At 59.3% G+C, this 25,803-nt stretch carries 24 protein-coding genes and 1 tRNA gene; 20 read left to right on the top strand and 5 right to left on the bottom strand.

Annotation, left to right across the window (positions count from 1 at the left end; all coding sequences use genetic code 11):
- The first annotated feature begins 316 nt into the window (after positions 1-316).
- Together dnaG and recQ are read left to right on the top strand one after the other, a co-directional pair.
- Positions 317-2,302, top strand: a complete 1,986-nt coding sequence (gene dnaG, locus ABOK31_RS10055) for a DNA primase (RefSeq protein ID WP_174180157.1) — start codon at positions 317-319, stop codon at positions 2,300-2,302.
- 7 nt (positions 2,303-2,309) lie between these two features.
- The gene (gene recQ, locus ABOK31_RS10050) at positions 2,310-4,190 is read left to right on the top strand and encodes a DNA helicase RecQ (RefSeq protein ID WP_349955931.1); all 1,881 of its coding nucleotides are present in this window, start codon (positions 2,310-2,312) and stop codon (positions 4,188-4,190) included.
- Between the two features lie 26 nt (positions 4,191-4,216).
- Here recQ and ABOK31_RS10045 read toward each other — a convergent pair whose 3' ends face one another.
- Positions 4,217-4,987 (bottom strand): SDR family oxidoreductase, encoded by a 771-nt coding sequence (locus ABOK31_RS10045; protein ID WP_349955930.1) that lies wholly within the window; start codon positions 4,985-4,987, stop codon positions 4,217-4,219.
- 261 nt (positions 4,988-5,248) lie between these two features.
- Between ABOK31_RS10045 and ABOK31_RS10040 the strand changes: the two genes are divergently transcribed.
- The 10 genes from ABOK31_RS10040 to ABOK31_RS09995 all read left to right on the top strand — a co-directional run bounded on the left by ABOK31_RS10040 (position 5,249) and on the right by ABOK31_RS09995 (position 17,954).
- Positions 5,249-6,436, top strand: a complete 1,188-nt coding sequence (locus tag ABOK31_RS10040) for a glycine C-acetyltransferase (RefSeq protein WP_349955929.1) — start codon at positions 5,249-5,251, stop codon at positions 6,434-6,436.
- Positions 6,437-6,457: 21 nt separating this feature from the next.
- A complete protein-coding gene (tdh, locus tag ABOK31_RS10035; protein ID WP_174180149.1) occupies positions 6,458-7,495 on the top strand; it encodes an L-threonine 3-dehydrogenase in 1,038 nt (345 codons plus the stop codon).
- Positions 7,496-7,944: 449 nt separating this feature from the next.
- The gene (rpoD, locus tag ABOK31_RS10030) at positions 7,945-10,005 is read left to right on the top strand and encodes an RNA polymerase sigma factor RpoD (protein WP_349955928.1); all 2,061 of its coding nucleotides are present in this window, start codon (positions 7,945-7,947) and stop codon (positions 10,003-10,005) included.
- Positions 10,006-10,104: 99 nt separating this feature from the next.
- Positions 10,105-10,905, top strand: coding sequence for an APH(3')-II family aminoglycoside O-phosphotransferase (locus ABOK31_RS10025; RefSeq protein ID WP_174180146.1), 801 nt, complete (start codon positions 10,105-10,107; stop codon positions 10,903-10,905).
- Between the two features lie 236 nt (positions 10,906-11,141).
- Entirely contained in the window at positions 11,142-12,584 is a 1,443-nt protein-coding gene (locus ABOK31_RS10020) for a DUF930 domain-containing protein (protein WP_174180144.1), read from the top strand.
- Positions 12,585-12,722: 138 nt separating this feature from the next.
- On the top strand, positions 12,723-13,700 hold the full coding sequence (locus ABOK31_RS10015) for a DMT family transporter (RefSeq protein WP_174180142.1): 978 nt from the start codon (positions 12,723-12,725) through the stop codon (positions 13,698-13,700).
- 95 nt (positions 13,701-13,795) lie between these two features.
- Entirely contained in the window at positions 13,796-14,602 is an 807-nt protein-coding gene (locus tag ABOK31_RS10010; RefSeq protein ID WP_174180141.1) for an AraC family transcriptional regulator, read from the top strand.
- An 80-nt stretch (positions 14,603-14,682) separates the two neighbouring features.
- On the top strand, positions 14,683-15,414 hold the full coding sequence (locus ABOK31_RS10005; RefSeq protein ID WP_349958829.1) for a phenylalanine--tRNA ligase beta subunit-related protein: 732 nt from the start codon (positions 14,683-14,685) through the stop codon (positions 15,412-15,414).
- Between the two features lie 95 nt (positions 15,415-15,509).
- On the top strand, positions 15,510-16,739 hold the full coding sequence (locus ABOK31_RS10000) for an MFS transporter (RefSeq protein WP_349958826.1): 1,230 nt from the start codon (positions 15,510-15,512) through the stop codon (positions 16,737-16,739).
- A 288-nt stretch (positions 16,740-17,027) separates the two neighbouring features.
- Positions 17,028-17,954 (top strand): LysR substrate-binding domain-containing protein, encoded by a 927-nt coding sequence (locus ABOK31_RS09995; RefSeq protein ID WP_349958825.1) that lies wholly within the window; start codon positions 17,028-17,030, stop codon positions 17,952-17,954.
- Between the two features lie 14 nt (positions 17,955-17,968).
- On the opposite strand, the gene ABOK31_RS09990 is transcribed toward ABOK31_RS09995, so the two are convergent.
- Positions 17,969-18,361: a GNAT family N-acetyltransferase gene (locus ABOK31_RS09990; RefSeq protein WP_349958824.1), complete on the bottom strand. Its 393-nt coding sequence runs from the start codon at positions 18,359-18,361 to the stop codon at positions 17,969-17,971.
- Between the two features lie 144 nt (positions 18,362-18,505).
- On the opposite strand from ABOK31_RS09990, the gene ABOK31_RS09985 reads away from it, so the two are divergent.
- The 4 genes from ABOK31_RS09985 to ABOK31_RS09970 all read left to right on the top strand — a co-directional run bounded on the left by ABOK31_RS09985 (position 18,506) and on the right by ABOK31_RS09970 (position 20,430).
- The gene (locus ABOK31_RS09985; RefSeq protein ID WP_174180132.1) at positions 18,506-18,859 is read left to right on the top strand and encodes a DUF1428 family protein; all 354 of its coding nucleotides are present in this window, start codon (positions 18,506-18,508) and stop codon (positions 18,857-18,859) included.
- A gap of 83 nt (positions 18,860-18,942) precedes the next feature.
- On the top strand, positions 18,943-19,368 hold the full coding sequence (locus ABOK31_RS09980) for a secondary thiamine-phosphate synthase enzyme YjbQ (RefSeq protein WP_349958822.1): 426 nt from the start codon (positions 18,943-18,945) through the stop codon (positions 19,366-19,368).
- A 167-nt stretch (positions 19,369-19,535) separates the two neighbouring features.
- Positions 19,536-19,841, top strand: a complete 306-nt coding sequence (locus ABOK31_RS09975; RefSeq protein WP_174180127.1) for a hypothetical protein — start codon at positions 19,536-19,538, stop codon at positions 19,839-19,841.
- Between the two features lie 250 nt (positions 19,842-20,091).
- Positions 20,092-20,430: a hypothetical protein gene (locus ABOK31_RS09970; protein WP_092711544.1), complete on the top strand. Its 339-nt coding sequence runs from the start codon at positions 20,092-20,094 to the stop codon at positions 20,428-20,430.
- A 125-nt stretch (positions 20,431-20,555) separates the two neighbouring features.
- Here ABOK31_RS09970 and ABOK31_RS09965 read toward each other — a convergent pair whose 3' ends face one another.
- Positions 20,556-21,299, bottom strand: a complete 744-nt coding sequence (locus tag ABOK31_RS09965; RefSeq protein ID WP_349958820.1) for an SIMPL domain-containing protein — start codon at positions 21,297-21,299, stop codon at positions 20,556-20,558.
- Between the two features lie 162 nt (positions 21,300-21,461).
- Between ABOK31_RS09965 and ABOK31_RS09960 the strand changes: the two genes are divergently transcribed.
- Positions 21,462-21,537, top strand: a tRNA-Ile gene (locus ABOK31_RS09960).
- Between the two features lie 179 nt (positions 21,538-21,716).
- The gene (locus ABOK31_RS09955; RefSeq protein WP_349958818.1) at positions 21,717-22,232 is read left to right on the top strand and encodes a hypothetical protein; all 516 of its coding nucleotides are present in this window, start codon (positions 21,717-21,719) and stop codon (positions 22,230-22,232) included.
- A 115-nt stretch (positions 22,233-22,347) separates the two neighbouring features.
- Here ABOK31_RS09955 and ABOK31_RS09950 read toward each other — a convergent pair whose 3' ends face one another.
- Entirely contained in the window at positions 22,348-22,848 is a 501-nt protein-coding gene (locus ABOK31_RS09950) for an N-acetyltransferase (RefSeq protein ID WP_349958816.1), read from the bottom strand.
- Between the two features lie 12 nt (positions 22,849-22,860).
- Positions 22,861-24,780, bottom strand: coding sequence for a hypothetical protein (locus ABOK31_RS09945; RefSeq protein ID WP_349958815.1), 1,920 nt, complete (start codon positions 24,778-24,780; stop codon positions 22,861-22,863).
- Positions 24,781-24,897: 117 nt separating this feature from the next.
- Here ABOK31_RS09945 and ABOK31_RS09940 point away from each other — a divergent pair, with 117 nt between their 5' ends.
- Together ABOK31_RS09940 and ABOK31_RS09935 are read left to right on the top strand one after the other, a co-directional pair.
- Positions 24,898-25,152: a hypothetical protein gene (locus ABOK31_RS09940; RefSeq protein ID WP_174180117.1), complete on the top strand. Its 255-nt coding sequence runs from the start codon at positions 24,898-24,900 to the stop codon at positions 25,150-25,152.
- A 344-nt stretch (positions 25,153-25,496) separates the two neighbouring features.
- Positions 25,497-25,727: a hypothetical protein gene (locus ABOK31_RS09935; RefSeq protein WP_174180115.1), complete on the top strand. Its 231-nt coding sequence runs from the start codon at positions 25,497-25,499 to the stop codon at positions 25,725-25,727.
- The last annotated feature ends 76 nt before the right edge of the window (positions 25,728-25,803 follow it).

The raw sequence follows: 25,803 nt of genomic DNA, 5'->3' as shown, positions 1-25,803 counted from the left end.
TGTTCGTGTTTGCCGACTATAGGCTGTGCAAGCCTTTGCTTTTTCGCAGATTTTTGCGTACGAAATAGTTACTCCCCTGGGCGCAGCTACGCCAGTTCCGGTCATGCTGAAGGAATTTTGGGGCGCTTCGGACCTGTCAAACGCAGCCTGGGATTTCGACAGGAATGCGAATAAATGCGTCGCCGCGTTCACGGAGTTGTGATCGAAGGACGAAAATGCAATCGCCGACAAAGGGCTGTGAATAGCGTGGGAGGCGGCCGGGTCGTCGTGGCAATGCCCGATATTCCTGTTTATATGGGATGAGCCAGAGGTAGCCATGCGATTTTCCAATACGTTTCTCGACGAGATTCGCGACCGCGTTTTGATTTCGGACGTGATCGGCCGTCGTGTGACCTGGGATCGGCGCAAGACGAATGTGCCGCGCGGCGATTACTGGGCCTGCTGCCCGTTTCATGGCGAGAAATCGCCGAGCTTCCACTGCGAGGATCGCAAGGGGCGCTATCATTGCTTTGGCTGTGGCGTGACTGGTGATCATTTCCGCTTCCTGACCGAGCTCGAGGGATTGAGCTTTCCGGAAGCGGTGCAGCAGATCGCCGATATGGCCGGCGTTCCCATGCCCGTTGCCGATCCGATGGAGGCGAAGCGCGAGAAGGAGCGCACGTCGCTGCTCGATGTCATGGAGATGGCGACTCAGTTCTTTCAGGATCAGCTGCAGACCGCCAATGGCGCGAAAGCGCGGGCCTATCTGCGCGACCGTGGGCTCAGCGGCCGCACGATCGAAACCTTCCGCTTGGGGTATTCGCCGGATAGCCGCAATGCGCTGAAGGAGCATCTGGCCGGCAAGGGCGTGCTGAAGGAGCAGATGGAAGCCTGCGGCCTCGTCGTGCACGAGAACGTGCCGGTTTCCTACGATCGCTTCCGCGACCGCATCATGTTTCCGATTCTCTCTTCCAGGGAAAAGGTGATCGCTTTCGGCGGCCGCGCCATGTCGCCGGATGCGCCGGCGAAATATCTGAACTCCAACGAGACCGAGCTCTTTCACAAGGGCAATGTACTCTACAATTTCACGCGCGCGCGTCGTGCATCCCAAGGTGCCGATGGTGCCGGCACCATCATTGCGGTCGAAGGCTATATGGATGTCATCGCGCTGCATCAGGCTGGCGTCGAGAATGCGGTTGCGCCGCTCGGCACGGCGCTGACGGAGAGCCAGCTCGATCTCCTCTGGAAGATGACGCCGGAGCCGGTGCTCTGCTTCGACGGCGATGGCGCCGGTATCCGCGCCGCCAATCGCGCCGCCGATCTGGCGTTGCCGCATATCAAGCCGAACCGGACCGTGCGCTTTGCTCTGTTGCCCGATGGCAAGGATCCAGACGATCTCGTGCGGCAAGACGGACGTGCGCCGTTCGACAAGGTGCTGGCGCAGGCAAAGCCGCTGGCCGACCTGATATGGACGAGGGAGGCCGGCAGCGGCGCTTTCGAGACGCCGGAGGCGCGAGCGGAGCTGGAAGCGCGGTTGCGACGCATTGTTTCGGTCATCGGCGATGAAGATGTGCGCCGCCATTATCAGCAGAATATGCGCGAGCGGCTGAACGGGCTGTTCCAGCCGCAGTTCCAGCGAGGTGGCCAGCCGGGGCGTGGTTTTTCCCGTGACGGCAATGGCCGTAACTTCGCAGGACGTGGCGGACAGGCTCGCGCTGGGGCCGCGGTGGCAACGACGGCATCCGATCGTTTGCAGCGCTCGGCCATGATCAAGGGGCATCAGGATATTCCAAGCCTTCGCGAAAGCGTGCTTGCCTTGACCATCGTCAACCATCCGGCGCTACTGCAGGACGAATATGACGAGATCGCTGCTATCGATTATGACAGCCGCGAGCTTCAGCGGCTCTGGTCCGCGGTTCTCGGGGCGGCTGCAACTCTGGTCGGGCCTCAGCTCGTCCGTGAGCGACTGCTCGAGCAATTGGAAGAACAGGATTTCGGCGCCCTGCTGAAAGGTTTGGAACAGCAGATTCGCAATGCCCGTCTGTGGACGGCAACCGAAGAAGCCGCCATGGAGGATGCGCGCGAGGGCTATCGCCAGGCGCTTGCGCTCCATAAGCGTTCGAAAGCATTGCGCTGGCACAAGATCGAGCTGGAAGGCGCTATTGCAGAGGCGACCGAAGAAGGCGACGGTGAAGCGATCGAGCCGTTGATTCGCGCCCTGCAGGAAGTGCAGCTCGAGGCGCTGCGTCTGGAAAATCAGGAAGCGATCATCGATGGCTTCGGCGTCCTGTCCGGTCGTGTCAAAGGTGCCGCTGGAAAATAGGGAATAGATGCCTCAGCCTGAAAGACAAGAGCCGCGATTTTCCGCAGACGACGCATTGTTCGGCGAGCGCACCGGTGCGCCGGCGCCGCTCGATATATTGAAGCGTGTCTATGGCTACTCGGCCTTTCGCGGCAAGCAGCAGCAGGTGGTGGAGCATGTCGTTTCCGGCGGCGACGCCGTCGTGCTGTTTCCGACCGGTGCCGGCAAGTCGCTGTGTTTTCAGATCCCCGCGCTTTGCCGCGATGGTATCGGCATCGTCGTCTCGCCGCTGATCGCCCTGATGCGGGATCAGGTAGAGGCGATGAAGCAGCTCGGCATCCGGGCGGCGGCCCTGAATTCGTCCCTGTCGCGCGAAGAGGCGAGCGATGTCTATCGCGCCATTTCCGCGGGCAAGCTCGATCTGCTCTATGTGACGCCGGAACGCATCGCGACGGAAGGCTTCTGCCAGATGCTCGGCAGGGCCAAGATCGCGCTTTTCGCGATCGACGAGGCGCATTGCGTCTCTCAATGGGGCCATGATTTCAGGCCGGAATATCGGGATCTTGGCAAGCTTGCCGAGCTTTTTCCCGGTGTTCCGCGCATCGCGCTGACGGCAACGGCCGATCCGCATACCCGCGACGACATCATCGAGCGGCTGGCTCTCGACGACGCCAAGGTCTTCACGACCAGCTTCGACCGCCCGAACATCACCTATGAGATTGTCGAGCGCGATCAGCCGCGCCAGCAATTGCTGCGCTTTCTCGACGGCCATCGCGGCGATAGCGGCATTGTCTATTGTCTGTCGCGCGCCAAGGTCGAGGATACGGCCGAGTGGCTGAACGGACAGGGTGTTCGCGCGCTCCCTTACCATGCCGGCATGGATCGGGCGCTTCGTGATGCCAATCAGGATGCCTTCCTGAAGGAGGAAGACCTGTGCCTGGTGGCAACGGTCGCCTTCGGCATGGGCATCGACAAGCCGAATGTGCGCTATGTCGCCCATCTCGATCTGCCGGGTTCCGTCGAGGCTTATTATCAGGAGACGGGTCGTGCTGGGCGCGATGGCCTCTCTTCGAATGTCTGGATGGCCTATGGCATGGCCGATGTCATCCAGCGGCGTCGGATGATCGACGAGGGCGGCGCGTCCGAGGAAATCAAGCGGGTGGAACGGGCAAAGCTCAATGCGCTGCTCGCGATCTGCGAAACGGCAGGATGCCGGCGACAGTCGATCCTCGCGCATTTCGGCGAGGCGCATGGCGGCGGTTGCGGCAATTGCGATACGTGCCTGAAGCCTGTCGAGACCTGGGACGGCACGGAAGCGGCGATCAAGGCGCTCGCTGCGGTCTATCGTACCGGCGAACGTTTCGGCACCGGCCACGTCATCGATGTGCTCATCGGCACGGTCAACGAGAAGACCGAGCGCTTCGGCCATGTCGACATGCCGGTTTTCGGCGCTGGAAAGGATATTCCTTCCCGCACCTGGCAATCGATCTTCCGACAATTATTGGCAAACGGCTTCATCAGCATCGATCACACGGCCTTCGGCGCCATGAAGCTCGAGGAGCAGGCGAGGGCGGTTTTCAAGCGCGAGCGGCAGGTGTTCTTCCGCAAGGATCGGCCCGAGCCGGGCCGCCGCGGCAAGAAGGCGGGGCGACCGGAGAAGCAGGCGCATGGTCTTGCCGGCGAGAACCAGCTCCTCTTCGATGCGCTGCGCGCCGAGCGCACCCGGATCGCCAAGGAATTGGGCGTGCCGCCCTATGTCGTCTTCCCGGATACGACGCTGATTGCCTTTGCGACCGAGCGGCCGGACAGCCGCAAGGCGCTGCTTGAGATTTCCGGTGTCGGACAATCGAAGCTTGAACGCTACGGCGATGCGTTCCTCGCCGTAATTTCGGAATTCACTAGCCGGTGACATGCTGACGCTCGGCTGTCGACGCGTCACATCCGCACGGTCATGCCGCCGTCGACGGTCAGGACATGGCCGTTGACGAAGGACGCCGCGTCGCTGGCAAGGAATAGCGCTGCTCCGGCGATCTCGTCCGGCCGCCCCCAGCGCTGAACGGGGATGCGCTGGCGCACGAACGGGGTCAACTCTTCGTTCGCGGCCATCGCGGCGTTGGTCTCCGTTGCGAACCAGCCTGGCGCAATGGCGTTGCTGGTGATGCCGTGAGGGCCAAACTCCACCGCCATGCCGCGCATGAGACCCGTCAGCCCCTGCTTGGCGGCGGGGTAGACACAATCGCCCGGCATGACGACCTGTCCGCTGATCGAGGTTACCGAGATCAGTCGCCCATGATTATTTCGTTTCATTAGGCGCGCGGCATCGCGGGAGAGCATGATGGAGGCGGCGAGATCGGTGTTGAGCAAGGCGAGGATCGCCTCGTCGTCGAAATCGGCCAGCGAGCGTCTGTCGCGGGCACCAACGTTGTTGATCAATATGTCGAGCCGGCCGTGGCTTTTCTCGATGTCATTCATTGCCGCGCCCTGCGCGTCGCGGTCGGCAATGTCGAAGGCGGCGGCTTCCGCCGAGCCACCTTTCGCCTGGATGGCCTCGACGGCCGTGTTCAGCGTCGCCGCGGTCCGTCCGTTGATGATGACGTGAGCGCCGGCATCGGCGAGTGCCTTTGCCATCTCGAATCCGAGGCCACGTCCGCCTCCGGTAACGAGGGCAATCCGCCCCGCGAGGGAGAATCTGTGAAATATGCTCATGGCTCTCCCTTATCTTGAGACCGCTTCAATCTGCCGTAAAATATTGGACTCAGTCAAGTAATTTTTGCGACAGCAATCGCTGAAATCGGGCCAAAAAGTTGCGCGCAAGCCGGTCGGTTTGACAGATAATATCGAAACTGCGCCCTATCGCGCCGACGTCACCGTGTTGCGCATTTTTGCCGCTGCTGGATGCAGCAAGCGGCCAGATCCTATGTTATTCCTTGATTAATTAGGCACTTTGACCAGCATCGGAATGCGACCATGACTTCAGCGTTCATATCCCATCTGCGCAACGAACTTCTCGGCCTGAAAGAAGCCGGCCTCTACAAGGCCGAGCGCGTCATCACCTCCAAGCAGGCCGGCGAGATCGCCGTGCTTGGCGGCGCGCGCGTCCTCAATTTCTGTGCCAACAACTATCTCGGCCTCGCCGACAACGAGGAGCTCGCTGAGGCCGCGAAGAAGGCGCTCGATCGCTATGGCTACGGTATGGCCTCGGTTCGCTTCATCTGCGGCACCCAGGAGGAGCACAAGCAGCTCGAGGCGCGGATCTCGGCCTTCCTCGGCATGGAAGCGACGATCCTTTATTCGTCCTGCTTCGATGCCAATGGCGGGTTGTTCGAGACGCTGCTGTCGGAAGAAGATGCCATCATCTCGGATGCCCTCAATCACGCCTCGATCATCGATGGGGTGCGGCTCTCCAAGGCGAAGCGCTTCCGCTACGCCAACAACGACATGGCGGCTTTGGAAGAAGAGCTGAAGAAGGCCGAGGGCAGCCGCTTCAAGCTGATCGCGACAGACGGCGTCTTCTCCATGGACGGCATCATCGCCAATCTCGGCGGCGTCTGCGATCTGGCGGAGAAATATGGCGCGATGGTCATGGTCGATGACAGCCATGCGGTTGGCTTCGTCGGCAAGTATGGCCGGGGATCGGCTGAGCATTGCGGTGTCGAAGGCCGGGTGGACATCATCACCGGCACGCTCGGCAAGGCGCTCGGCGGCGCGTCCGGCGGCTACACCTCTGCCAGAGGCGAGGTCGTCGAATGGCTACGGCAGCGTTCGCGCCCTTATCTCTTCTCGAACACATTGGCGCCCGTCATCGCGGCTGCCTCGTTGAAGGTCTTCGATCTGATCGACAACGGCGGCGAGCTGCGGGCGCGGCTTCAGGGCAATGCAGAGCTCTTCCGCAGCGAAATGACGAAACTGGGTTTCACGCTTGCCGGCGCCGATCACCCGATCATTCCCGTGATGCTCGGTGACGCGAAGCTTGCGCAGGACATGGCGGCACTGATGCTGAAGAAGGGCGTCTACGTCATCGGCTTTTCCTTCCCCGTCGTGCCGAAGGGCCAGGCGCGTATACGAACGCAGATGTCGGCCGCCCATTCGAAGGCCGATGTCGAAAGGGCGATCGCAGCCTTCGCGGAAGCCGGAAAAGAACTCGGAATCATTTGAATTGGTTGGAGAGAACCGATCATGTCGAACATGATGAAAGCGTTGGTCAAAGCCAAGCCGGAAGTCGGGCTGTGGATGGAGCATGTCCCGGTTCCGGAGGTCGGGCCGAACGATGTCCTGATCCGAGTCAGGAAGTCGGCGATCTGCGGGACCGATGTGCATATCTGGAACTGGGATCAATGGGCGCAGAAGACCATTCCGGTGCCGATGGTCGTTGGTCATGAATTCTGCGGCGAGATCGCCGAAATTGGTTCGGCCGTCACGAAATATCACGTCGGCGAGCGCGTCTCGGGCGAAGGCCACATCGTCTGCGGCAAATGTCGCAATTGCCGGGCGGGTAGGGGCCATCTTTGCCGCAACACGCTCGGAGTCGGCGTCAATCGTCCCGGCTCCTTCGGCGAATTCGTCTGCATTCCCGAATCCAACGTCGTACCGATCCCCGACGACATTCCGGATGAAATCGCCGCGATCTTCGATCCGTTCGGCAATGCGGTCCACACCGCGCTCTCCTTCGATCTCGTCGGCGAGGACGTGCTTGTGACTGGCGCGGGACCGATCGGCATCATGGGGGCGATGGTCGCCAAGCGCTCCGGCGCGCGCAAGGTCGTCATCACCGACATCAATCCGACCCGGCTGGCGCTTGCCCGCAAGGTCGGTATCGATCATGTCGTCGATGCTTCCAAGGAGAACCTTGCCGATGTGATGAAATCCGTCGGCATGACCGAAGGCTTCGACGTCGGCCTGGAAATGTCGGGTGCCGCGCCCGCCTTCCGCGACATGATCGACAAGATGAATAATGGCGGCAAGATCGCCATTCTCGGTATTGCGCCGGCCGGCTTCGAGATCGACTGGAACAAGGTCATCTTCAAGATGCTGAACCTGAAGGGCATCTACGGCCGCGAGATGTTCGAGACCTGGTACAAGATGATCGCCTTCGTTCAGGGCGGTCTCGATGTATCGCCCGTCATCACCCACCGTATCGGCATCGATGATTTTCGCGATGGCTTCGAAGCCATGCGTTCGGGCAACTCCGGCAAGGTGGTTATGGACTGGAATTGATGCTATTCGGACACACTTCCGGCCTCGGCAATACCTGCCGATGCTGGAAATGTGAGGCTTTGTTTAGAATGCTCTTGTCATCGCGCGGGGACTTCCTAAATACGGGAAACAATTAATTGCGGCGTGCGAAGCCTGTGGATAAGGCTTTTTCACGTATTTAACGGGCTTTTTTGCTGGAAAAGCTTGACGAGAACTAAAATTCTGGGAATCACCGTTTGACTTCGGAAAGAACGGTAAACTGGATCGAGCGGATCACCTAATATCATGGCCGGAAATCCAAACGCAATCCAGCTTTGCACTCCGGTGGCGGTGATCGTGGTTAATCGGGCATTAAAGGTCATTCCGTTAGGTGTTCGTCGGTGAGTCGCGGCTGGTGCAGGGCGCGCCAGCCAGAGTGATTGTTTCACCGCGTGTAAGTTTGCAGCGTCAGGGAAAGCGACGATATAGAGATGGCAACAAAGGTCAAAGAGAACGAAGAAGCTGAAGTCGAACGCGACGGCACCTCCGACGGCCCACTTCTCGATCTTTCCGATGACGCGGTCAAGAAGATGATCAAGGCCGCGAAGAAGCGCGGCTACGTGACGATGGACGAGCTCAACGCCGTTCTTCCGTCCGAGGAAGTGACGTCTGAACAGATCGAAGACACGATGGCCATGCTTTCGGACATGGGCATCAACGTCATCGAGGACGAAGATGTCGAAGAGGCCGGCGCCGCAGCGAGCGACGACGACGATGCCGGTGGCGACGATGAAAGTGAAGGCGGCGAGCTGGCCCCCTCCACTGGTTCCGCGCTTGCGACCGCCAAGAAGAAAGAGCCGACCGACCGCACGGACGACCCGGTGCGCATGTATCTGCGCGAAATGGGTTCCGTCGAGCTTCTGTCGCGCGAAGGCGAAATCGCGATTGCCAAGCGCATCGAGGCTGGCCGCGAAACCATGATCGGCGGCCTCTGTGAGAGCCCGTTGACGTTCCAGGCGCTGATTATCTGGCGCGACGAACTCAACGAAGGCACCACGCTGCTGCGCGAGATCATCGACCTCGAAACCACCTATTCCGGTCCTGAGGCCAAGGCCGCACCGCAGTTCCAGAGCCCCGAGAAGATCGAGGCTGACCGCAAGGCTGCCGAAGAGAAGGAAAAGGCACGCCGCGGTCGCGCTCCTTCCGGTGACGACGACATCACCAATGTCGGCGGCGAAGGCCTGCCGATCGAGGAAGAGGAAGAGGACGAAGACGAATCCAACCTCTCTCTCGCCGCGATGGAAGCCGAGCTTCGTCCGCAGGTGATGACGACGCTCGACATTATCGCCGAAACCTACAAGAAGCTGCGCAAGCTGCAGGACCAGCAGGTCGAACAGCGCTTGTCGGCTTCCGGCACGCTGTCTTCCGCCCAGGAGCGCCGCTACAAGGAACTCAAGGATGAGCTGGTCAAGTCGGTCAAGTCTCTGTCGCTGAACCAGAACCGCATCGACGCTCTCGTCGAGCAGCTCTATGACATCAACAAGCGCCTCGTGCAGAACGAAGGCCGCCTGCTGCGTCTTGCTGAATCCTATGGCGTCAAGCGCGATAGCTTCCTGGAACAGTATCAGGGCGCCGAGCTCGATCCGAACTGGATGAAGTCGATCGGTAATCTGGCCGCCCGCGGCTGGAAGGAATTCGCCAAGAGCGAAAACACCACGATCCGCGACATCCGCCAGGAAATCCAGAACCTTGCGACCGAAACCGGTATTTCGATCTCGGAATTCCGCCGCATCGTTCACATGGTGCAGAAGGGCGAGCGCGAAGCGCGTATCGCCAAGAAGGAAATGGTCGAAGCCAACCTGCGCCTCGTCATCTCCATCGCCAAGAAGTACACGAACCGCGGCCTGCAGTTCCTCGACCTCATTCAGGAAGGCAATATCGGCCTGATGAAGGCGGTCGATAAGTTCGAATATCGCCGCGGCTACAAGTTCTCGACCTACGCCACATGGTGGATTCGTCAGGCGATCACCCGCTCGATCGCCGACCAGGCACGCACCATCCGCATTCCGGTGCATATGATCGAAACGATCAATAAGATCGTTCGTACCTCGCGCCAGATGCTGCACGAAATCGGCCGCGAGCCGACGCCGGAAGAATTGGCCGAAAAGCTCGCCATGCCGCTCGAAAAAGTGCGCAAAGTGCTGAAGATCGCCAAGGAGCCGATCTCGCTCGAAACCCCGGTGGGTGACGAAGAAGATTCGCATCTCGGCGATTTCATCGAGGACAAGAACGCGCTTCTGCCGATCGACGCCGCCATCCAGGCGAACCTGCGCGAAACGACGACCCGTGTTCTGGCATCGCTGACGCCGCGCGAAGAACGCGTACTGCGCATGCGCTTCGGCATCGGCATGAACACCGACCATACGCTCGAAGAAGTCGGTCAGCAGTTCTCGGTGACGCGCGAACGTATCCGTCAGATCGAGGCAAAGGCGCTGCGCAAGCTCAAGCATCCGAGCCGTAGCCGTAAGCTCAGAAGCTTCCTCGACAGCTGAGGCCTGGCGCAAGCCGAAATCGGCAGTTTACAAAATATGGCCCGGTTCGCGAAAGCGAGCCGGGCTTTTCATTGACGATAGGGGCATCGAGGGGTGAGCATGGCGAGCAAGCCGCAATTCATGGAAACATCCATTCCGGTCCGTCTGCGCGATGCGTTGGCTGGATACGAATGGCGGCAGGATGCACTCGGCCGCTCCTCGGCCCATGTCTTCCGGCTTGAAGCCGATGGACGCGCGCCTGTTTATCTCAAGACCGAGCCGGTTGATCCCTTGGGCGAGCTGGCGGGTGAGGTTGCAAGGCTGCAATGGCTGACCTCTCGGGGCCTTGCCTGCCCGGAAGTTATCGCCCACGAGCAGGAGGACGAGCGTGAATGGCTTTTGATGAGTGCTCTTCCCGGCAGAGATCTCGTCAGCGCGGCGCGGTTACAGCCGATCGAACGCGTGCGACTTCTCGCGGATGCTTTGCGGCGATTGCACGCTGTCGACATCGCTGCATGTCCCTTCGATCACCGGCTGGAGAACAGAATTGGCGCTGCAAGGGCGCGCTTGCTTGCCGGACGCGTCGACGAGAACGATTTCGATGAGGCCCGGTTGGGAAGGTCGACAGAGGATCTTTTCCGTGAGCTTGAGGCCAAGCGACCGTCAACGGAGGATTTCGTCGTCACCCATGGTGATGCATGCCTTCCGAATTTTGTAGTCGATGGCGATAGATTCAGCGGCTATATCGATTGCGGCCGTCTCGGCATTGCCGATCGTCATCAGGATATTGCGCTTGCCTGCGGCAGCATCGAATACAATTTCGGGGAGGAATTGGTTGCCGAGTTTTTGAAGGTCTATGGCGATTTTGAACCGAAAGCCGAAAAGATGGCATACTATCAGCTGCTGGATGAGTTCTTCTAGCGGTGGATGCGGTCGTCTTTGCACCGGGTGATCACGCAGGTTTGTTTTTGCGCCATTGCGGATCGCGCGGAGGCCTGACAAGTTCGATTTCGACCGAGGCCTCTTTCCCGGCGCGTGGTCGGGTACCATATGTCAGCGACCGGAAAGTCTTCGGATCTGTTTGCCGATAAGGATCGAATGAATCGATGCGTTGTTTTCGCCTGATTGCTTTCTCTTCCCGAGCCATCCGCTGAACGATGGAAAAGGTGGCGGAAAAACGGGATAGGGAGATAAGGCCGGGCTTTGTCCTGTCGATCCTTCTGCACGTCCTGTTTGTCGCGGTGTTTCTGCTGCCGCTGCTGCCGGCGCCGCCCGAGGCGAAGCCCGAGCAGAGCGTCAATGTCGAGCTCGTGCCGCAGCAGGATGAAAAGAAAGAGCTGGCAACGAAGGAGAATGAAAAGCCCGACCAGCCTCCGAAGCCGACGCCAAGACCAGACGAGAAGCCGGCGCAACAAACGGCAGAAGCTCAACAGGAGCCTCAGCAGCCCGAGGGAAAGAAAGCGGACGAACAGCCCCCAAAGCAATCCGATCCCAACGGCAAGAAGCAGGCAGAGAAGCCTGCATCCAAACCTGACGAGGCCAAGGCGGATAAGCCGGTAGAGCAGGCGAAGTCTGAGCCCAAACCCGATGATCCCGCCACTGACAAGCCCGTCGAGAAGGCGGAGCAACGGCCCTCTGCGACCGAGACTCCGCTTCCAGACATGAAGGGTGATCAGAAGGACGCAAACACCACGCAGCAGGCAGACGCTTCGGAACAGTCGAAGGACGATACCCCTCCAACGCCTCCGAACGATGCTGCGGCTGAACAACAGGCGGCTGCGCAAGCCGAGGCCCAAGCACAGGCGGCACAACAGGCGCAGGAAGCCCAACAACAAGCTGACGCCAAGGATCAGCAGACAAATGTGGCTCAACCGCCGGCAAGCGACTCGGCCGCCAAAGCCTCGTCGACCGCACCAGACGTGCTGGCGACCAACGAGCCTTCGGATTCGCAGGTGCAGCAGCCGCAGGCCCCAGCGGTAGATCAGAATGATCCGCAGGCACAAGCTGCCGCACAGGCACCATCATCCGATCCGCAGCAGCAGTCTCCGGCCGGGCAGGCCAAGGATGAGGCGAAAGACCCGCCTCAGATTGTCGTTCCGGCAGTGAGGCCATCTCCAGCACAGCAGAGTGCTCAAAGCCAATCTGCCGCTTCCAGTAGTCAAAGCGATCCGACGAGCGGCACTGCGTTGGTCACTGAGCCACAACCGCCAAAATCGCTTGTACCGAAGAGAGCTATTCAGGCGAAGAAGCTCCATTCGGGCGAGGAAATAGCGCGTCTATCTAAAAGCGACTACGATGCTTGGAAGAAGCTGTCACGACGTGATCGGGTGCGTTATCTTTGCAATTCCGAGGAGCTTTTGCAATTTCGTCATGATCTGCAAGCCTTTGGTCTCGCGAATTCAGCTCTTTCGCCGGCGATGCTGTCTGAAATCAGCTTATTTGGGGACGGGGCCGCGGTTCAAACGCCCAATGGCTGGCTGCGAGTGGCGTTTACATGTGAAGTGGATAGCGATGCTCTTAAAGTGGTTGCTTTTTCCTATACGCTCAGAGGGAAGATTTCTTCTAGCCAGATGAATAAATCCCTTTTTCTCGGAAACTGACGTTGCGTAGTCGCCTCAAACGTCCGGTTGAAACAATAGTTTATTCCCAACCCAATCGAAATTTAGCCCATTTCATCATACAATTGCCTGTATCTCACTGATTCAGTGTCCTCCCATCGCACTTTTCTCAAGATTCCGATGTCCTCGATTACAGCCGATTCCAGTTCCGCGGCCGTGGGCCGTTCCGCCCTGCGTGGTGTCCTTGTGGCATTCGCGTCCTACGCCGTCTTCGCTTTCAGCGACGCCTCGATCAAAATCCTTCATGGAGTGATCCCCTCCTATCAGGTCGCCTTCATCGGCGCGTTGTTTGGCTTTGCCGCCGTTCCGTTTCTGAAGAAGCGGGAGGATGGCTGGCTCGATATGGTGAGGACAACGAACCGTCCCTTGTGGCTGCTGCGCTTCGTCTGCGGCGCGACCGGCGCCATCTGCTCCGTCATTGCCTTCACGATGCTGCCGATGGCGGAAGCCTTTGCGCTGCTCTTCCTGCTGCCGTCCTTCGTGACCATTCTTTCCGTGATCTTTCTCAAGGAAGATGTGCGCTGGCAGCGCTGGACGGCCGTCATTCTCGGTTTCGTCGGGGTGCTGATCGTTCTGAGGCCCGGCTTTCGCGAGCTTTCGGTCGGGCACCTCTGCGCGGCGATCGGCGGTCTTGCGGCGGCAATCTCCATCGTCATCAACCGCGCGCTTGGTTCGAAGGAGAAGCGCATTTCGCTCTATGGCGCAGGCCTCTTCGGAACGCTCATCGTCAGTGGCTTCCTCATGATCTCCGAAGTCACCATGCCGACGCCGACGCAGTGGATTTTTCTGGCGAGCTACGGCCTGCTCGGTGCATTCGGCAACGTCCTGCTGCTGACGGCCGCGCAGATGGCGCCGGCCAATCTTGTCGCGCCGCCGCAATATAGCCAGATGCTGTGGGCGATCGCCTTCGGTTATCTGTTGTTCAATGACAGTATCGACACGCCTATGGCCCTCGGTATCGTCCTCATCATCTTTTCCGGTCTGCTGACGCTGGCGCGGGAGCGCAAGCGCGGCACGCCGCTGCCGACCGCAGTTGCCGGCAATACGCAAGCGGCATTGGCGACGGCGGAGGATGAAAAGGTGGGCGGAGGCGCTTAAAGCGTTGCTTCCGGATTGCGGGCGAGCAACATTGCCGCATTGGAGGCGATACCATCGCTGGCGCGACGATACTGGCGGTATGGAAGGCGATATTGATGAAGTCAGGCCAATTCCGAATATACCGCTCTCGCCTTGCCGGCATCGAGGCAGTCCGGGCCGAGACCGGCCACAGCTTTCCCAAGCATACGCATGATCAGTTCGGCATTGGGGTTATCGAGGCTGGCGCGCAGGTTTCACTGAGCGGGCGAGGGATAGTGCAGGCCGAGGCCGGGGACGTCATCAGTGTCAACCCGAACGAGGTGCATGACGGCATGCCCGTCGGCGAGAGCCGCGCCTGGTCCATGCTCTATTTCGATCCCCGGCTGATCGGTGACTTGTTGCGCGATGTTAGTGAGGGCAGGTTCGGTGCGATGGAATTTCCGGCACCTGTCATCCGCGAGGGTGGGATGGGCGGGCATTTCAAAACTCTGTTCTCGCTTCTGATCGAAGACGCGACCGAGGGTTCCCTCCTGCGAGATGGGTTGCTGCTGTCGCTTCTCGCTGCCGTAATGCGTGAAGGAACCGGCGGTTTGCGTGCGGATGCGGTGCCCGCTGATGTAAACAGGGCGCGTGAGCTGATCGATGACGATCCCGCTGCTCCCTTGACCCTCGCCGAACTGGCAGAATTGTGTGGCTTGAGCCACTTCCGTTTCCTGCGTGCTTTCACCAAGGCGACGGGACTGACGCCGCATGCCTATCTCATGCAGCGTCGCATTCACGAAGCGCGGCGGCTGATTGCGGGGGGCACGTCCCTCGCGGAAGTGGCCTTTGCCAGCGGCTTTTCCGATCAGAGCCATATGACGCGCCTCTTCGTCCGCAATTTCGGCGTTTCGCCAGGCGCCTATGCCGCGGCCATCCGCTGAGTTTCTGCAATTTTATTCAAGACCGGGGGATAATGACGGGGTTTTCTGCGGCACCAAGCAAATGCCTATAAGGAGATGCCATGTTTTTCCGCCATTCGAACGAGATGTGGGGCGAGTTTCCAGAGCTGGTTCCCGGCGTGTTGTTCGCCGAAGGGATCACCTCGACTGTCGATGTCGACGATCGAATTGCCAAGTATCATGCGATTGCCGCAGATCGGCTGATGCAAGGCCCTGAGGGCGAGATGGCAGAAATCCAGGCCTGGCGACGGAGTTTCTCCAAGATGGGATTGAAGCCGACACAATATCGTTGCGCATCCGAAGCTCTGCTTCGCCGATTTCGCCAGGAAGGGGCGTTGCCGCGGCTGCATCCGCTTGTCGACGTCTGCAATGCCATTTCGATCGCTTTCGGCATTCCCATTGCCGTTTTCGATCTCGCGAAAATATCTGACGATCTCGAAGTGCGGCATGCGAGCGGCAGTGAATCCTATTTGACCTTTTCCGGCGAGATGGAGCATCCGGAGGCGGGGGAGGTGATCTTCGCCGATGGAGCAGGGCAGGCGCATGCCCGACGCTGGACCAATCGCCAGAGTGGTTTATCCGCGGTGCGCCATGATACACGTTCGGTGCTGGTCGTCGCTGAGGCGCTGCACGAATCGGCAGACTGTGATGTTCCAAAGCTGGTTGACGCGATCGCAGTGGAGTTGGTCGCCATCTGGTCGATCGAGGCCAAGCGGGGCCTCCTCAGCCCGTCCTCACCGCGATTTGATCTATCGTCCGCGATGAATTTGCAACTGCAGCAAAAACGAGATTGACAGAGAGCGCGTTCAGGCAGAGCAGGGGGCTGTAGAATTTTCGACTGTTGAGAAGCGTGTCTGCGAGCGTCCGTGCCGGCAGACGAAGAAGGCTCATGGATACCCTGCAGAATCTTGACCGGCCAAGCGTGCTCGGTCACCCCGGCTATCGTTCATTCGCCGCATCGCGCGTCTTTTCCTCGATAGGCTTTCAGTCGGTGACTGTCGCCATGGGCTGGATGATCTACGATCAGACCCATAGCGCCTTTTTCCTCGGCCTCGTCGGCTTCTGCCAGTTTCTGCCGATGGTCATCCTGACCTTCGTCGTCGGGCATGTTGCCGATCGGTTCGACCGGCGCCGTATCGGCCTTGCCTGCCAACTGATCGAGGCGCTGACCGCGCTCGTCCTTGCCATGGCCGTCTGGTTTCATTGGATAGGACCTGCCGGCATTCTGGCTGCCGTTGCCGTCATGGGTGCGGCCACGGCCTTCGAGCGTCCGACCATGGCGGCGCTTTTGCCCAATATCGTGCCGACGTCGCTGCTGCAGGTCGCCATCGCCACGTCGACCTCGATGATGCAAACGGCTTTCATCATCGGGCCGTCGCTCGGCGGCCTGCTTTATGGCGCCAGCCCTGTCGCTCCATTTGCCGTTTCCGCCGTGCTTTATGTCATCGCGAGCATCAATGTCATTTCGATCCGGGTCGAACGGGAGCAGCCGTCGTCACGCGAGCCGGTGACGCTGAGGTCCGTCTTTGCCGGCGTTTCTTTTATCAAGAGCCGTCCGGTCATGCTCGGCACGATCTCGCTCGATCTCTTTGCCGTGCTGCTGGGTGGTGCGACGGCGCTGCTGCCGATGTTTGCGCGCGATATCCTGCATGCCGGTCCCTGGGGGCTTGGCCTGTTGCGCGCTGCGCCGGCGATCGGCGCGCTGGTCATGTCGATCTGGCTGGCACGCCGGCCGCTACAGAGCGATGTCGGCAAGAAGATGCTGTTTGCGGTGCTCATTTTCGGAGTGGCCACCATCGTCTTTTCGCTGTCGAGCAACATCATCCTTTCGGTCGCCGCGCTCTTCGTCGTCGGCGCTTCGGATACCGTCAGCGTCGTCGTGCGCAGTTCGCTCGTGCAGCTCTTGACGCCGGATGCCATGCGTGGCCGCGTCAATGCCGTGAATTCGCTGTTCATCGGCACGTCCAATCAGCTTGGCGAATTCGAATCGGGCATGCTTGCCAGTGCACTTGGACCTGTGTTGACTGGCATTGTCGGCGGCGTCGGGACCATTGTCGTAGTGCTGCTCTGGATGCGTCTCTTTCCGGACCTGACCAGGGTGAAGACGCTCAGAGGCTAGCGACGTCCATCATTGGATCGCTCTTCCGCAAGGTTGCTTATCCCGACATCCCGCAACAGATGTTGGTTTGCCTGATATAGCGTGTCGCGCTTCTGGCCACCTTCCATATGCGATCGTCGTTCTGTTCCTCCTTGTCGGATCAGGAGCCGCAAGATCCAGTGTTTCCAGCTTCTAGCATGAAGAATGCTCATCTATTTTTGACCTCGAAGTGTTCAGTCACTAGACAGATGCGCTTGGAATATGGTGGTGTATAATGAATCCTTGCGCTGTAAAGCATGAGGGATTTTCATGGGAAAGAGGCCGCTACCACCGCTCTCGGTGCTTCAGACATTCTGCGCCATTGCCGAGACTGGCGGCTTCGGCCGTGCTGCGGAACGGATAGGGCAGACACAGACGGCGGTCAGCCATCAGCTTGCGCAGCTGGAAGGATGGATCGGCGGGCGCTTGTTCGACCGCGGCCGAAATGGGGCGCGGCTGACACCCCTCGGTGCACGCCTGCATCCTGCAATTTCAGGCGTGATCACCGAGCTGGAGGCGGCGCTCTACCAGGCGCGCGCGAGTATTTCGGTCCGCGACGTCGCGATCTCCGTCTCGCCTGAGTTTTCCAGCCAGTGGCTGGCCGCGCGGCTGCCGGATTTCTGTCAGCGTTATCCGGAGGCCGAAGTGAAGCTCGCCGTCGGCTATCAGCGTCCGGATTTTCAGCCTGGTGGCGCCGATCTTGCAATCTGGCTCGGCCGCGCCGATGCGGGACTAGCCTGCGAAGAGCTGCTGACGGATGAGGAGATCGTCGTCAGTTCGCCCGACCTCTCCGCGCGATTGCCGCCGCGCCAAGCCATAAGGGCTGCTCCGCTCCTGCGCTATGCCGGCATGCGGCATACGATCCTTGACTGGCAGCGCTGGTACGAGCAGATCATCAGCGGGCTGGATGGCGAAGCAAATCCGAATTTCGATATGGCCAGAGCGGTCGAGGAGGCGCCTTTGTTCAGTTCCTTCGCCGAGATGCTGGAGGCTTGCCGGCAGGGACGAGGCTTTGCTCTCGTGCGAAGCTCGCTGGTGGCCGGCGACCTCGCCGAGAAAAAGCTGGTCAGGTGCTTTGTGGAGGTGCAGCCGGCGGCCGTCAGCTACAATCTGGTCTATCCGCCGAACGCCTTGCTGAACCCGGCAGCGGCTCTGTTCCGAAGCTGGCTGCTCTCACAAATCCGGTCGGCAAGCTAGCGGATGATGATCCGTCAATCGCGCAGCCGAATGAGGCCGGCTTCGGTGGGAACAAAGCCGAGCTTTCGATAAAAGCCGGTAAGACGCGGCTCGAAATCGACATGCAGCCATTCCGCGCCGCGCTCGCGAGCAAGGGCCTTCGCTCGTTCGACCAGAGCGCTTGCTATACCTCCACGCCGAAATTCCGGATCGACGCAGGTGTCGAGGATGAAGGCATGAACGCCGCCGTCCCATGCGACATTGACGAAGCCCACCAATCTTGCGCCGGCGAATGCACCCACATGCGCGAGGTTTCGGGAGAGAATGGGCTGGAAATCCCGCGGGGAGGAGCTGTCCCATGCGGTTGCCCACAGGGCGTTGAGCGCCTCATTTTCGAGCTTGGGATCATTCTGGTATTCTATCCTCATTGGCAATCCTTCGTAGGATCGTTCAGCGAATTCGCGGCCGCTTCCGATCAACCGGCAGGCGTGCGGAAAATATCTGCCGCCAATGTCGGATCTGATTGCCGTCAACCGTCTTCCAAAGGTGAACATAGAACAGAGGAGGCAGAAATGTCCTATGTCGATGGCTTCATCCTTGCCGTGCCGAAAGACAAGATTGAAGCATACAAGGCGCAGGCGCGCAGGGCCGGCGATGTCTGGCGGGAGCATGGCGCGCTCAGCTATGTCGAGGCCATAGGCGACGATGTGCCGTATGGCGAACTTACTTCTTTCCCGCGTGCCGTGCAGGCGAAGGAAGACGAGGTCGTGGTGTTCTCATGGATCACCTACGAATCGCGAGAGAGCCGCGACGCAGTATTGGCGAAGGTCATGGCCGACCCGCGTTTGAAGGATGACATGCAAAACATGCCCTTTGACGGCAAACGCCTGATCTATGGCGGTTTCAACATCATCATCTCGCTATAGCCTCATGACAGTGGCCGGACTTGACATTCCGGCCGCTGCGCCCGACCTGATGCGGATCGCTACCGCCATATTCGGGGAATGCCATGCCGCAAACCGTTGTCACGCTCTCCACCCACGGGCAGGGGCTCTATGAATTTACCGATAAGGTGGCGGAATTCGTCCGCACCGCTACGTCCGGTGGCGAAGGGCTTCTGACCGTCTTCGTCCGCCACACTTCCTGTTCCCTCCTGATTCAGGAAAATGCCGATCCTGACGTGAAGACGGACCTCAAGGCCTTCTTCAGCCGGCTCGTGCCGTCATCGTCCGATCCCTCGATGCGCTGGATCGTGCACACGATGGAGGGGCCGGACGATATGCCGGCGCATATCAAGGCCGCGCTGATGCAGGTCTCGATCGGCATTCCGGTGATGCACGGCCGGCTGGCGCTCGGCACCTGGCAGGGCATCTATCTTTTCGAGCATCGTGACCGGCCGCATCGGCGCGAAATCGTGCTGCATCTTTCCGTGTGAATTTTACCCGGCGCTACGTCAATTGGTTGTTAACCGTCATGAATACAATCTGAACGGACAGTTCGCGTTCGGTTCAGCTTGGCTGACCTAACGTGGCCTCAATCCCAAAGGTATTGGCCCACACGGGATTGCAACGATCCGCAGCAAGGATTTGAAGGAGAAGCACCATGACCAATCTTTTCGCCAAGGCAGGTATTGCAGCTATCATCGCGCTCGGCGCCATTTCCGCAACGGCCGTCACGGCCTCCGCCAACGATTTCCATCCCGGTGTTCAGCAGGCTCGCTATGACCATCCGCGCGGTCGCATGTGCTCGCCGCGCCTCGCCGTCGAGAAAGCACGCGACATGGGTCTGCGCCGCGCCCGCATCGACAATGTCACGCCGCGCCGCGTCGTCGTCGAAGGCTTCGGCCGCCGTGGCCCGGATCGTGTTGTGTTCGCCAATGCACCGGGTTGCCCGCTGATCCGCCGCTGATCGCAGCGCTCCCCCCAAGTTTTCCACATCTATTCGATGGATTCGAAGCCGCCTCCGAAAGGGAGGCGGCTTTATTTTTTATGTTGTGCTATTATCGGGCATCTGGTTTCCCTTTAGCGTTCAATGTAGCTGAATAGTGGATGAATGGCCGATTCTGGGCTCATTCAGCATAGTGCCGTTACCTCTCGGGCACTCGCTCAGTAAATATTGCAGACATGAGAGAGAAGCCTTCTGCTTCATGGAGAACATAATGAAACAAATGTTGGCAAAGTTGGGGGTCGCCGCCTGCGTCGCAGTGACTGCGTTGTCGGGCACGGCGGATTTTGCCTCCGCACAGGGTGTGGACATCTATGTCAACCCGGGCCGTCATCGCCCGCCACCGCCGGATTATGATCGCCCGCCGCCGCGTTTTGATCGCCGTGGCTGCGATCCTCGGCAGGCCGTGGACGTTGCTCGCAGCTATGGCCTGCGCCGCGCCCGCGTCGTGGACGTAACGCCGCGCCGCGTCGTCGTTGACGGTTTTGGCCGCCGCGGTCCGGATACGATGATGTTTGCCAATGTTCGCGGTTGCCCGCTCCTGGGCCGCTGATAAGCAAAGCGGGCGCCCAAGGCGCCCGCTTTTCATTTTCTGACCTTTTCGCCTTTTGGCGGGGGCCGCGGAACCGCCCTTTACTCGATCCGACCGGATTTGAGCGAAGGGCGGTTTTGTTTTGGTTACTGCTGGATCGCGTAGGTGATGCTCACCGATGCGTTGTATTCGTTTTCGCCGGTTGCGACGGGAACGGCCTTGTCCATCGGGGCGGATGCGGCCATGGCACGCATATAAGGCTGCGGCGGCGCTGCAATGCCACCCTCGTGGATGGCGACGACGCGACCAAGCTTGACACCGGCGGCATCGGTCAGGGTTTTCGCCTTGGCGGCGGCATCGGCGACCGCCTTTTTGCGCGCTTCTTCGAGTACGGCATCCGGCTTGTCGTTGACGAACCGGATATCGCCGCCCTGGTTGACACCGAGCTTGACCGCCTGGTCGAGCAGCCCGCCGAGCTTGGAGAGATCACGCACGCGAACGGTCAGGCCGTTGGTCACCTGATAACCGGTCAGAACCGGCGGCTGATTATGGCCATCCTTGTCGTTCGGATAGGTATATTGCGGCTGAATTGAAAAGCCCGAGGTCTGCAGATCGCGCTCGGCGATGCCGCTTTCCTTCAGCGTTGCCAGCACGGCGCCCATGGCTTTGTTGTTCTGGTCGAGCGCATCCTGGGCTGCCTTAGCCTGCTGAACGACTGCGAGCGTCACGACAGCCATATCCGGGGCGATCGATGCATGTCCTTCGCCGGTGACGGTAATGACCGCCTCGCGCGGCTTGGCATCTTCGGCAAAGGCTGCAGCCGCAGGCACGAAGAAAGTGGCGCTGACAAGAGCGGCAAGAGTAAAATCTCTGGTTTTCGTCAGAAGCATGGTTCGTTCCTTGGTTGATAATCCCTCAAGATCCGCTTTTGCGGATTGATTGTGAAGGTATTACGGCAGTCCCTTGTCGGAAAACAGAAATTGGGTTAGAGCCAAGTCGGCTTCGGGGAACCATTGCTCCGGAGTCGCAAGCGCTGAGTCTTTTCTTGCGCCGGGCCTGTAGCTCAATGGTTAGAGCCGGCGGCTCATAACCGCTTGGTTGGGGGTTCGAGTCCCTCCGGGCCCACCATTTATTTTTGCTTTCAATTGTTCATCTCTTGGTTTGCAGCCGGTTGAGCCAGCCGGGTCCCGGGACGACCTCGGCAACGGAGAGCATTTCTTGGAAACTTGCAAGCTTCGGACAAGAGAGGCGTGCAACCTTAAATATCATCCATCAAAAGATGGAATACTTTTGATATGCAGGTTTCCATGAACAGGCACAACATCCAGATTTCCTCGCAGACGGCTTCGATTTTAAGCGATGTCGGCATGATGAAAGACGAAAAGACGAAGGCCGCCACGACCGGCGCTGCAATCGGCAATAGCAACTCTCTCAATTCGTCGTCTTCGTCGCTGCAGTCTTCACTCGCGGCTTCAGCTTTGGACAAGGCTGCGAGCGGGATGGAATTCAGATATAGCGGCCCGAACCTCGCCGCCGTCACCGCTACAGATCAGTGGGCGAAGGAATGCGGATTGAGCGGTGGCTATGACCTCAATGAAATCCTGACAGATCAGGATAAGGCGGTAAGCGGCTTCGATCCAAATGACCTGACACCGAACGCCGCCGCCATGGCGTTGGCCGACGCTCGCTACTCGGGCAGGCTTAACGGAGACATCAGTTCAGAGTTCATATCCAGCTTGCAAAACTATTATGATCTCTCCGATGCGACTATCCAAGGGATGCAAGATCGCTTCAATAATCTAGTCAACAATACCTCCGAATAGTCCCTGTTCGCGTGAGGTCTCCTTCGTCCGCTCCTGTGCCGGCTGCGGTTGCCAGTAGAATGCCGGCTGTGGGGCTGAGGCCGGAACCGAACCTCTTCTCGGAGACTCGGCTCTTCTACGCTGCTTCAAACCCTGCATGATACACGACGGCACCTTTTGGGGCCGGTCCCTTGAACACGATCCGCTGAAAATATCCGGTCGGTACGTCGGCATAATGAAGGGTTTCGTCGCTGGTGAAGCCGAAACGGGTGTAGTAGCGGGGATCGCCGAGAACCACGCAGCCGTTGGCGCCGCGCGCTCTCAACTGGGCCAATCCGTTTTCAATCAAAGCCTTTCCGATACCCCTGTCTTGCCGGTCGGGGCGGACGGATACCGGCCCAAGGCCGAACCATTCTTCGGCTCCGGATTCGATAGTGACAGGCGAGAAGGCCACGTGGCCGACGATCTCATCGTTCTCAACGGCGACAAGGGAAAGGGTCAGTGCACCGGCCGTTCGCAGCGCATCGATGATTGCCGCCTCCGTGCCGGAGCTATGGGCCTCCCCCTCGAAGGCGGCGGAGGTGATTGCATGAATGGTGTCGATATCTTCGGGCTCTTCTGCGCGGATGCGAGTCAACGATATCACCATTCAAAAACCCGCCTTTTTCAGACCTTCGCGATATAGATCCCTGTGCCATTGCTCTTTGCTCGGGATGAGTGACAGCCATCTATCCACATCGAAATCGGGATTGGCCTCGCGGACGCGGCGGACGAGCCTGCGCGCTTCGTCCTGATGACCCAGCATCGCCAAACTTGCAGCCGCGAGCCTGTCAGCAAGGCTGGGATCGATCATCTGGCCGATATAGTCGAGCGCGGTTTGGAATTGGCTGAGAGCATAATTTGCCCCAGCGGCAGTCCAAAGGTAGGAATCCGGATTGATGGGATTGAGTTCCATCGCACGCTGGATTTTTTCCAGAGCGAGACCGGGGCGGGAGAAATGGACCAGCGTGTCCGCGTGGTCGGCGATGACATCAGCGTGATGTGGGCTAAGGGCTTCCGCCACCTCCAACGCTTCCACGCTTTCTTCGATGGCTCCCAGAAAGAGCTTGGCGATGCCAAGCTCGCGATAGCCGTCCGGCAAGTCGTTGCGAATTGAGACGGCACGTGCCGCAAAATCCTCTGCCGATTTCAGCAATTCGTCATCACCGCGTGCGGTTAGCAGCCATTCCTTGGAATAGGTACGAGCGACGGAGCTGAGTGCCGGTGCGAAATCGGTGCTCTCGCGCAGGGCGGCTTTCAGCTCCTTACGGGCGCGCCGCATGTTCGGCAGGGTCAAGCGATGGAGATATTGCTGTCCAACAAGATATTGATGGTAGGCGGCGGGGTTGTCCTCGAAATAGGCACGCTCCATCTCATGCCGCTCGACTTCCGCAGCGGCGGCGAGCACGATCTGCCGCGAGATTTCGCGCTTATTGCGCGCGAGATCCAGCGTGCCGAATTTAAAGCACTCGGCCCACAGGATCTCGCTGCCCGGCAGGGCGATGAGTTGTGTGAAGAGCGAAAGGTCGTCATCCGGCCCGCTCAATCGGGTTTCCAGGACGTAATTGATGTCATATCGCTCGAAAAGCGCGGCTTGATCGTCGGCTTGGCGGCCGATCTGGATAGCGGAGTAGGGGGCAATCACCCGCAAGCTGTGCAGGGCGCAAAAGCCTAGCGTGATGTCTTCGACGAGCGAGGAGGCGATCATGGTGGCAGCGCCATCGGGGCTGTCGTTGCCTGGCGGCAGCAAGGCGAGGCGAGGTATGCGCAAGATGGGCTGCGTTGCAGCATCCTGCTCGGATACGGCGGTCGAATGCGCGGGAGTAGCTGATGTCGGAGGGCGAGGCGATGCCGTCAAGGTTGCCGGCCATGGCGAGACGAGATCCCTGCGCCGCGCGAATATGCGCTTGAGCTGTTCGACGCCGCCTTCGGCGTCAAATGCCTTCAGCAATATACGATGTGTGGCCTCGTCCTGCGGCTCGGCTTCGAAAAGAAGGAGAGCGGCCTCCTTGATGAGCGCTATATCGTCGGAGGCGACCGGAGGCTTCACAGCGACATCCAGCGTTTCCTTCAGTATGGCGAGGTGCCGCCTTCTTTCGCTCTCCCGCCAATCGATGAACGCTCTGGTTTGACAGTTGGCTCTTTCCAGGAATTTTAGTTGCGAGCGCTCCATCAAGGAGGCGATGTGCTCGGCTGGATTCCTGGTCGTGCTTACGCGCGTCGGGGGAATATCGCTCGTGAGCGAACCATTTGCGATGTGGATGTCGGTATCGTTAAAGGTCAGAAGTTCAACGTTCAAGTCCGATTGCCGGCTCTTGATACGGGAAACGAGCTTGCGAAGGTTTGTCAGCGAATTGGCCAAGTCACCTTCACCCCAGAGAAATCGCGCCATGCTTGTTCTGCTGACGGATTTGCTGTCACTGGCGAGCAGATAGGCAATAATCAGAAGCGCCTTCTTCGGGAACGCTATTTGGTGTTCGTTGCTATCCAGAAGAGCAATTTCACCAAAAGTTCTGAGTAAAAATTTCATCGCGCCTTCTATATTGCTTTAGATATATAATGGCCGTCGTCTTTCGGCGTCTCGCCTGAATAAACGCCGAAACGACAATGGAATCGTTTATATATTCCTGATGCAACGCATGAATATTTGCAAATTAACTATTCTCTTGCCTCTATTTTGAAAGTTATTGTTGCACAAAAGCTTGGTTTTTCGGCTCCATTTCCCATGGCGCGCGGGAAGGCCGTTTCACATATGAGTTCGCGGGGAAACACTTCAGCTTGGTCGAGCGATATCTTCCTCGATGCGGCCGGCCGATCGGAAAAATTGATTGCCGCTGCAAGGCCCAGCGATTTGCTGATTTCTACATTCTCGCTGGCGGCGAGGACCGTTGAACCCGGTTGAACACCGGGTTTCCGTTATTCGCCGCCGAGCTGCCCGCCATCGAGATCGCGCGGCATATACTTTGGTATAATGGCGGTGCACCATCGCCTGATTGACCGCTCTCGGTGGTTGTGACAATACGGCCATGTCTTCGCAGCGCAATGCAAAGGCTAACGAAACCAACAGATCAAGAAACCAATGGACAGCTACCCTAGTCGCTGTCCGGTTGTGGCATCATGCTGCATCCGGACGGTCATCTCAACAACCTGGACCGCTGCCGGCATTCGCCGGGCGAGCGCCGGTCGGGCCTAGCCTGTCCGGCTCGCCCTTCGGATCTGCCGTCAGGCGGGCCGAGGAGGTGAGCCATGAACAACATCGTTCTTTTCCGCGCACGCAAGTTCGCAACCAAGTTTTCCGCCCCAAATGCTTTCGCCGTTTCGACCGGCAGCCGTCCGGTTGAACGCTCCGCATCGTCGCAGCGTCCGCGTCTGATCGCCGTCTGGCACACCAACTCCCAGACCGGGAAGCTGGAGTGCTTCTGGACGACCGAGAGCGAGCCTGTCCTCGACGAGGACGGCAGCCGTCGCGCGGCCTAAGCGTCCACCTCAAACAAACGCACCGGTGGTGTCGCAGATGCGGCGCCACACGGCCGCACCCTCCTTGATAACATCC

The organism is Rhizobium sp. ZPR4 (assembly GCF_040215725.1).
Classification (GTDB): Bacteria; Pseudomonadota; Alphaproteobacteria; order Rhizobiales; family Rhizobiaceae; genus Rhizobium; species Rhizobium rhizogenes_D.
Note: the sequence above shows the minus strand (reverse complement) of the source record. Positions and strands in the feature narration are given on the sequence as shown.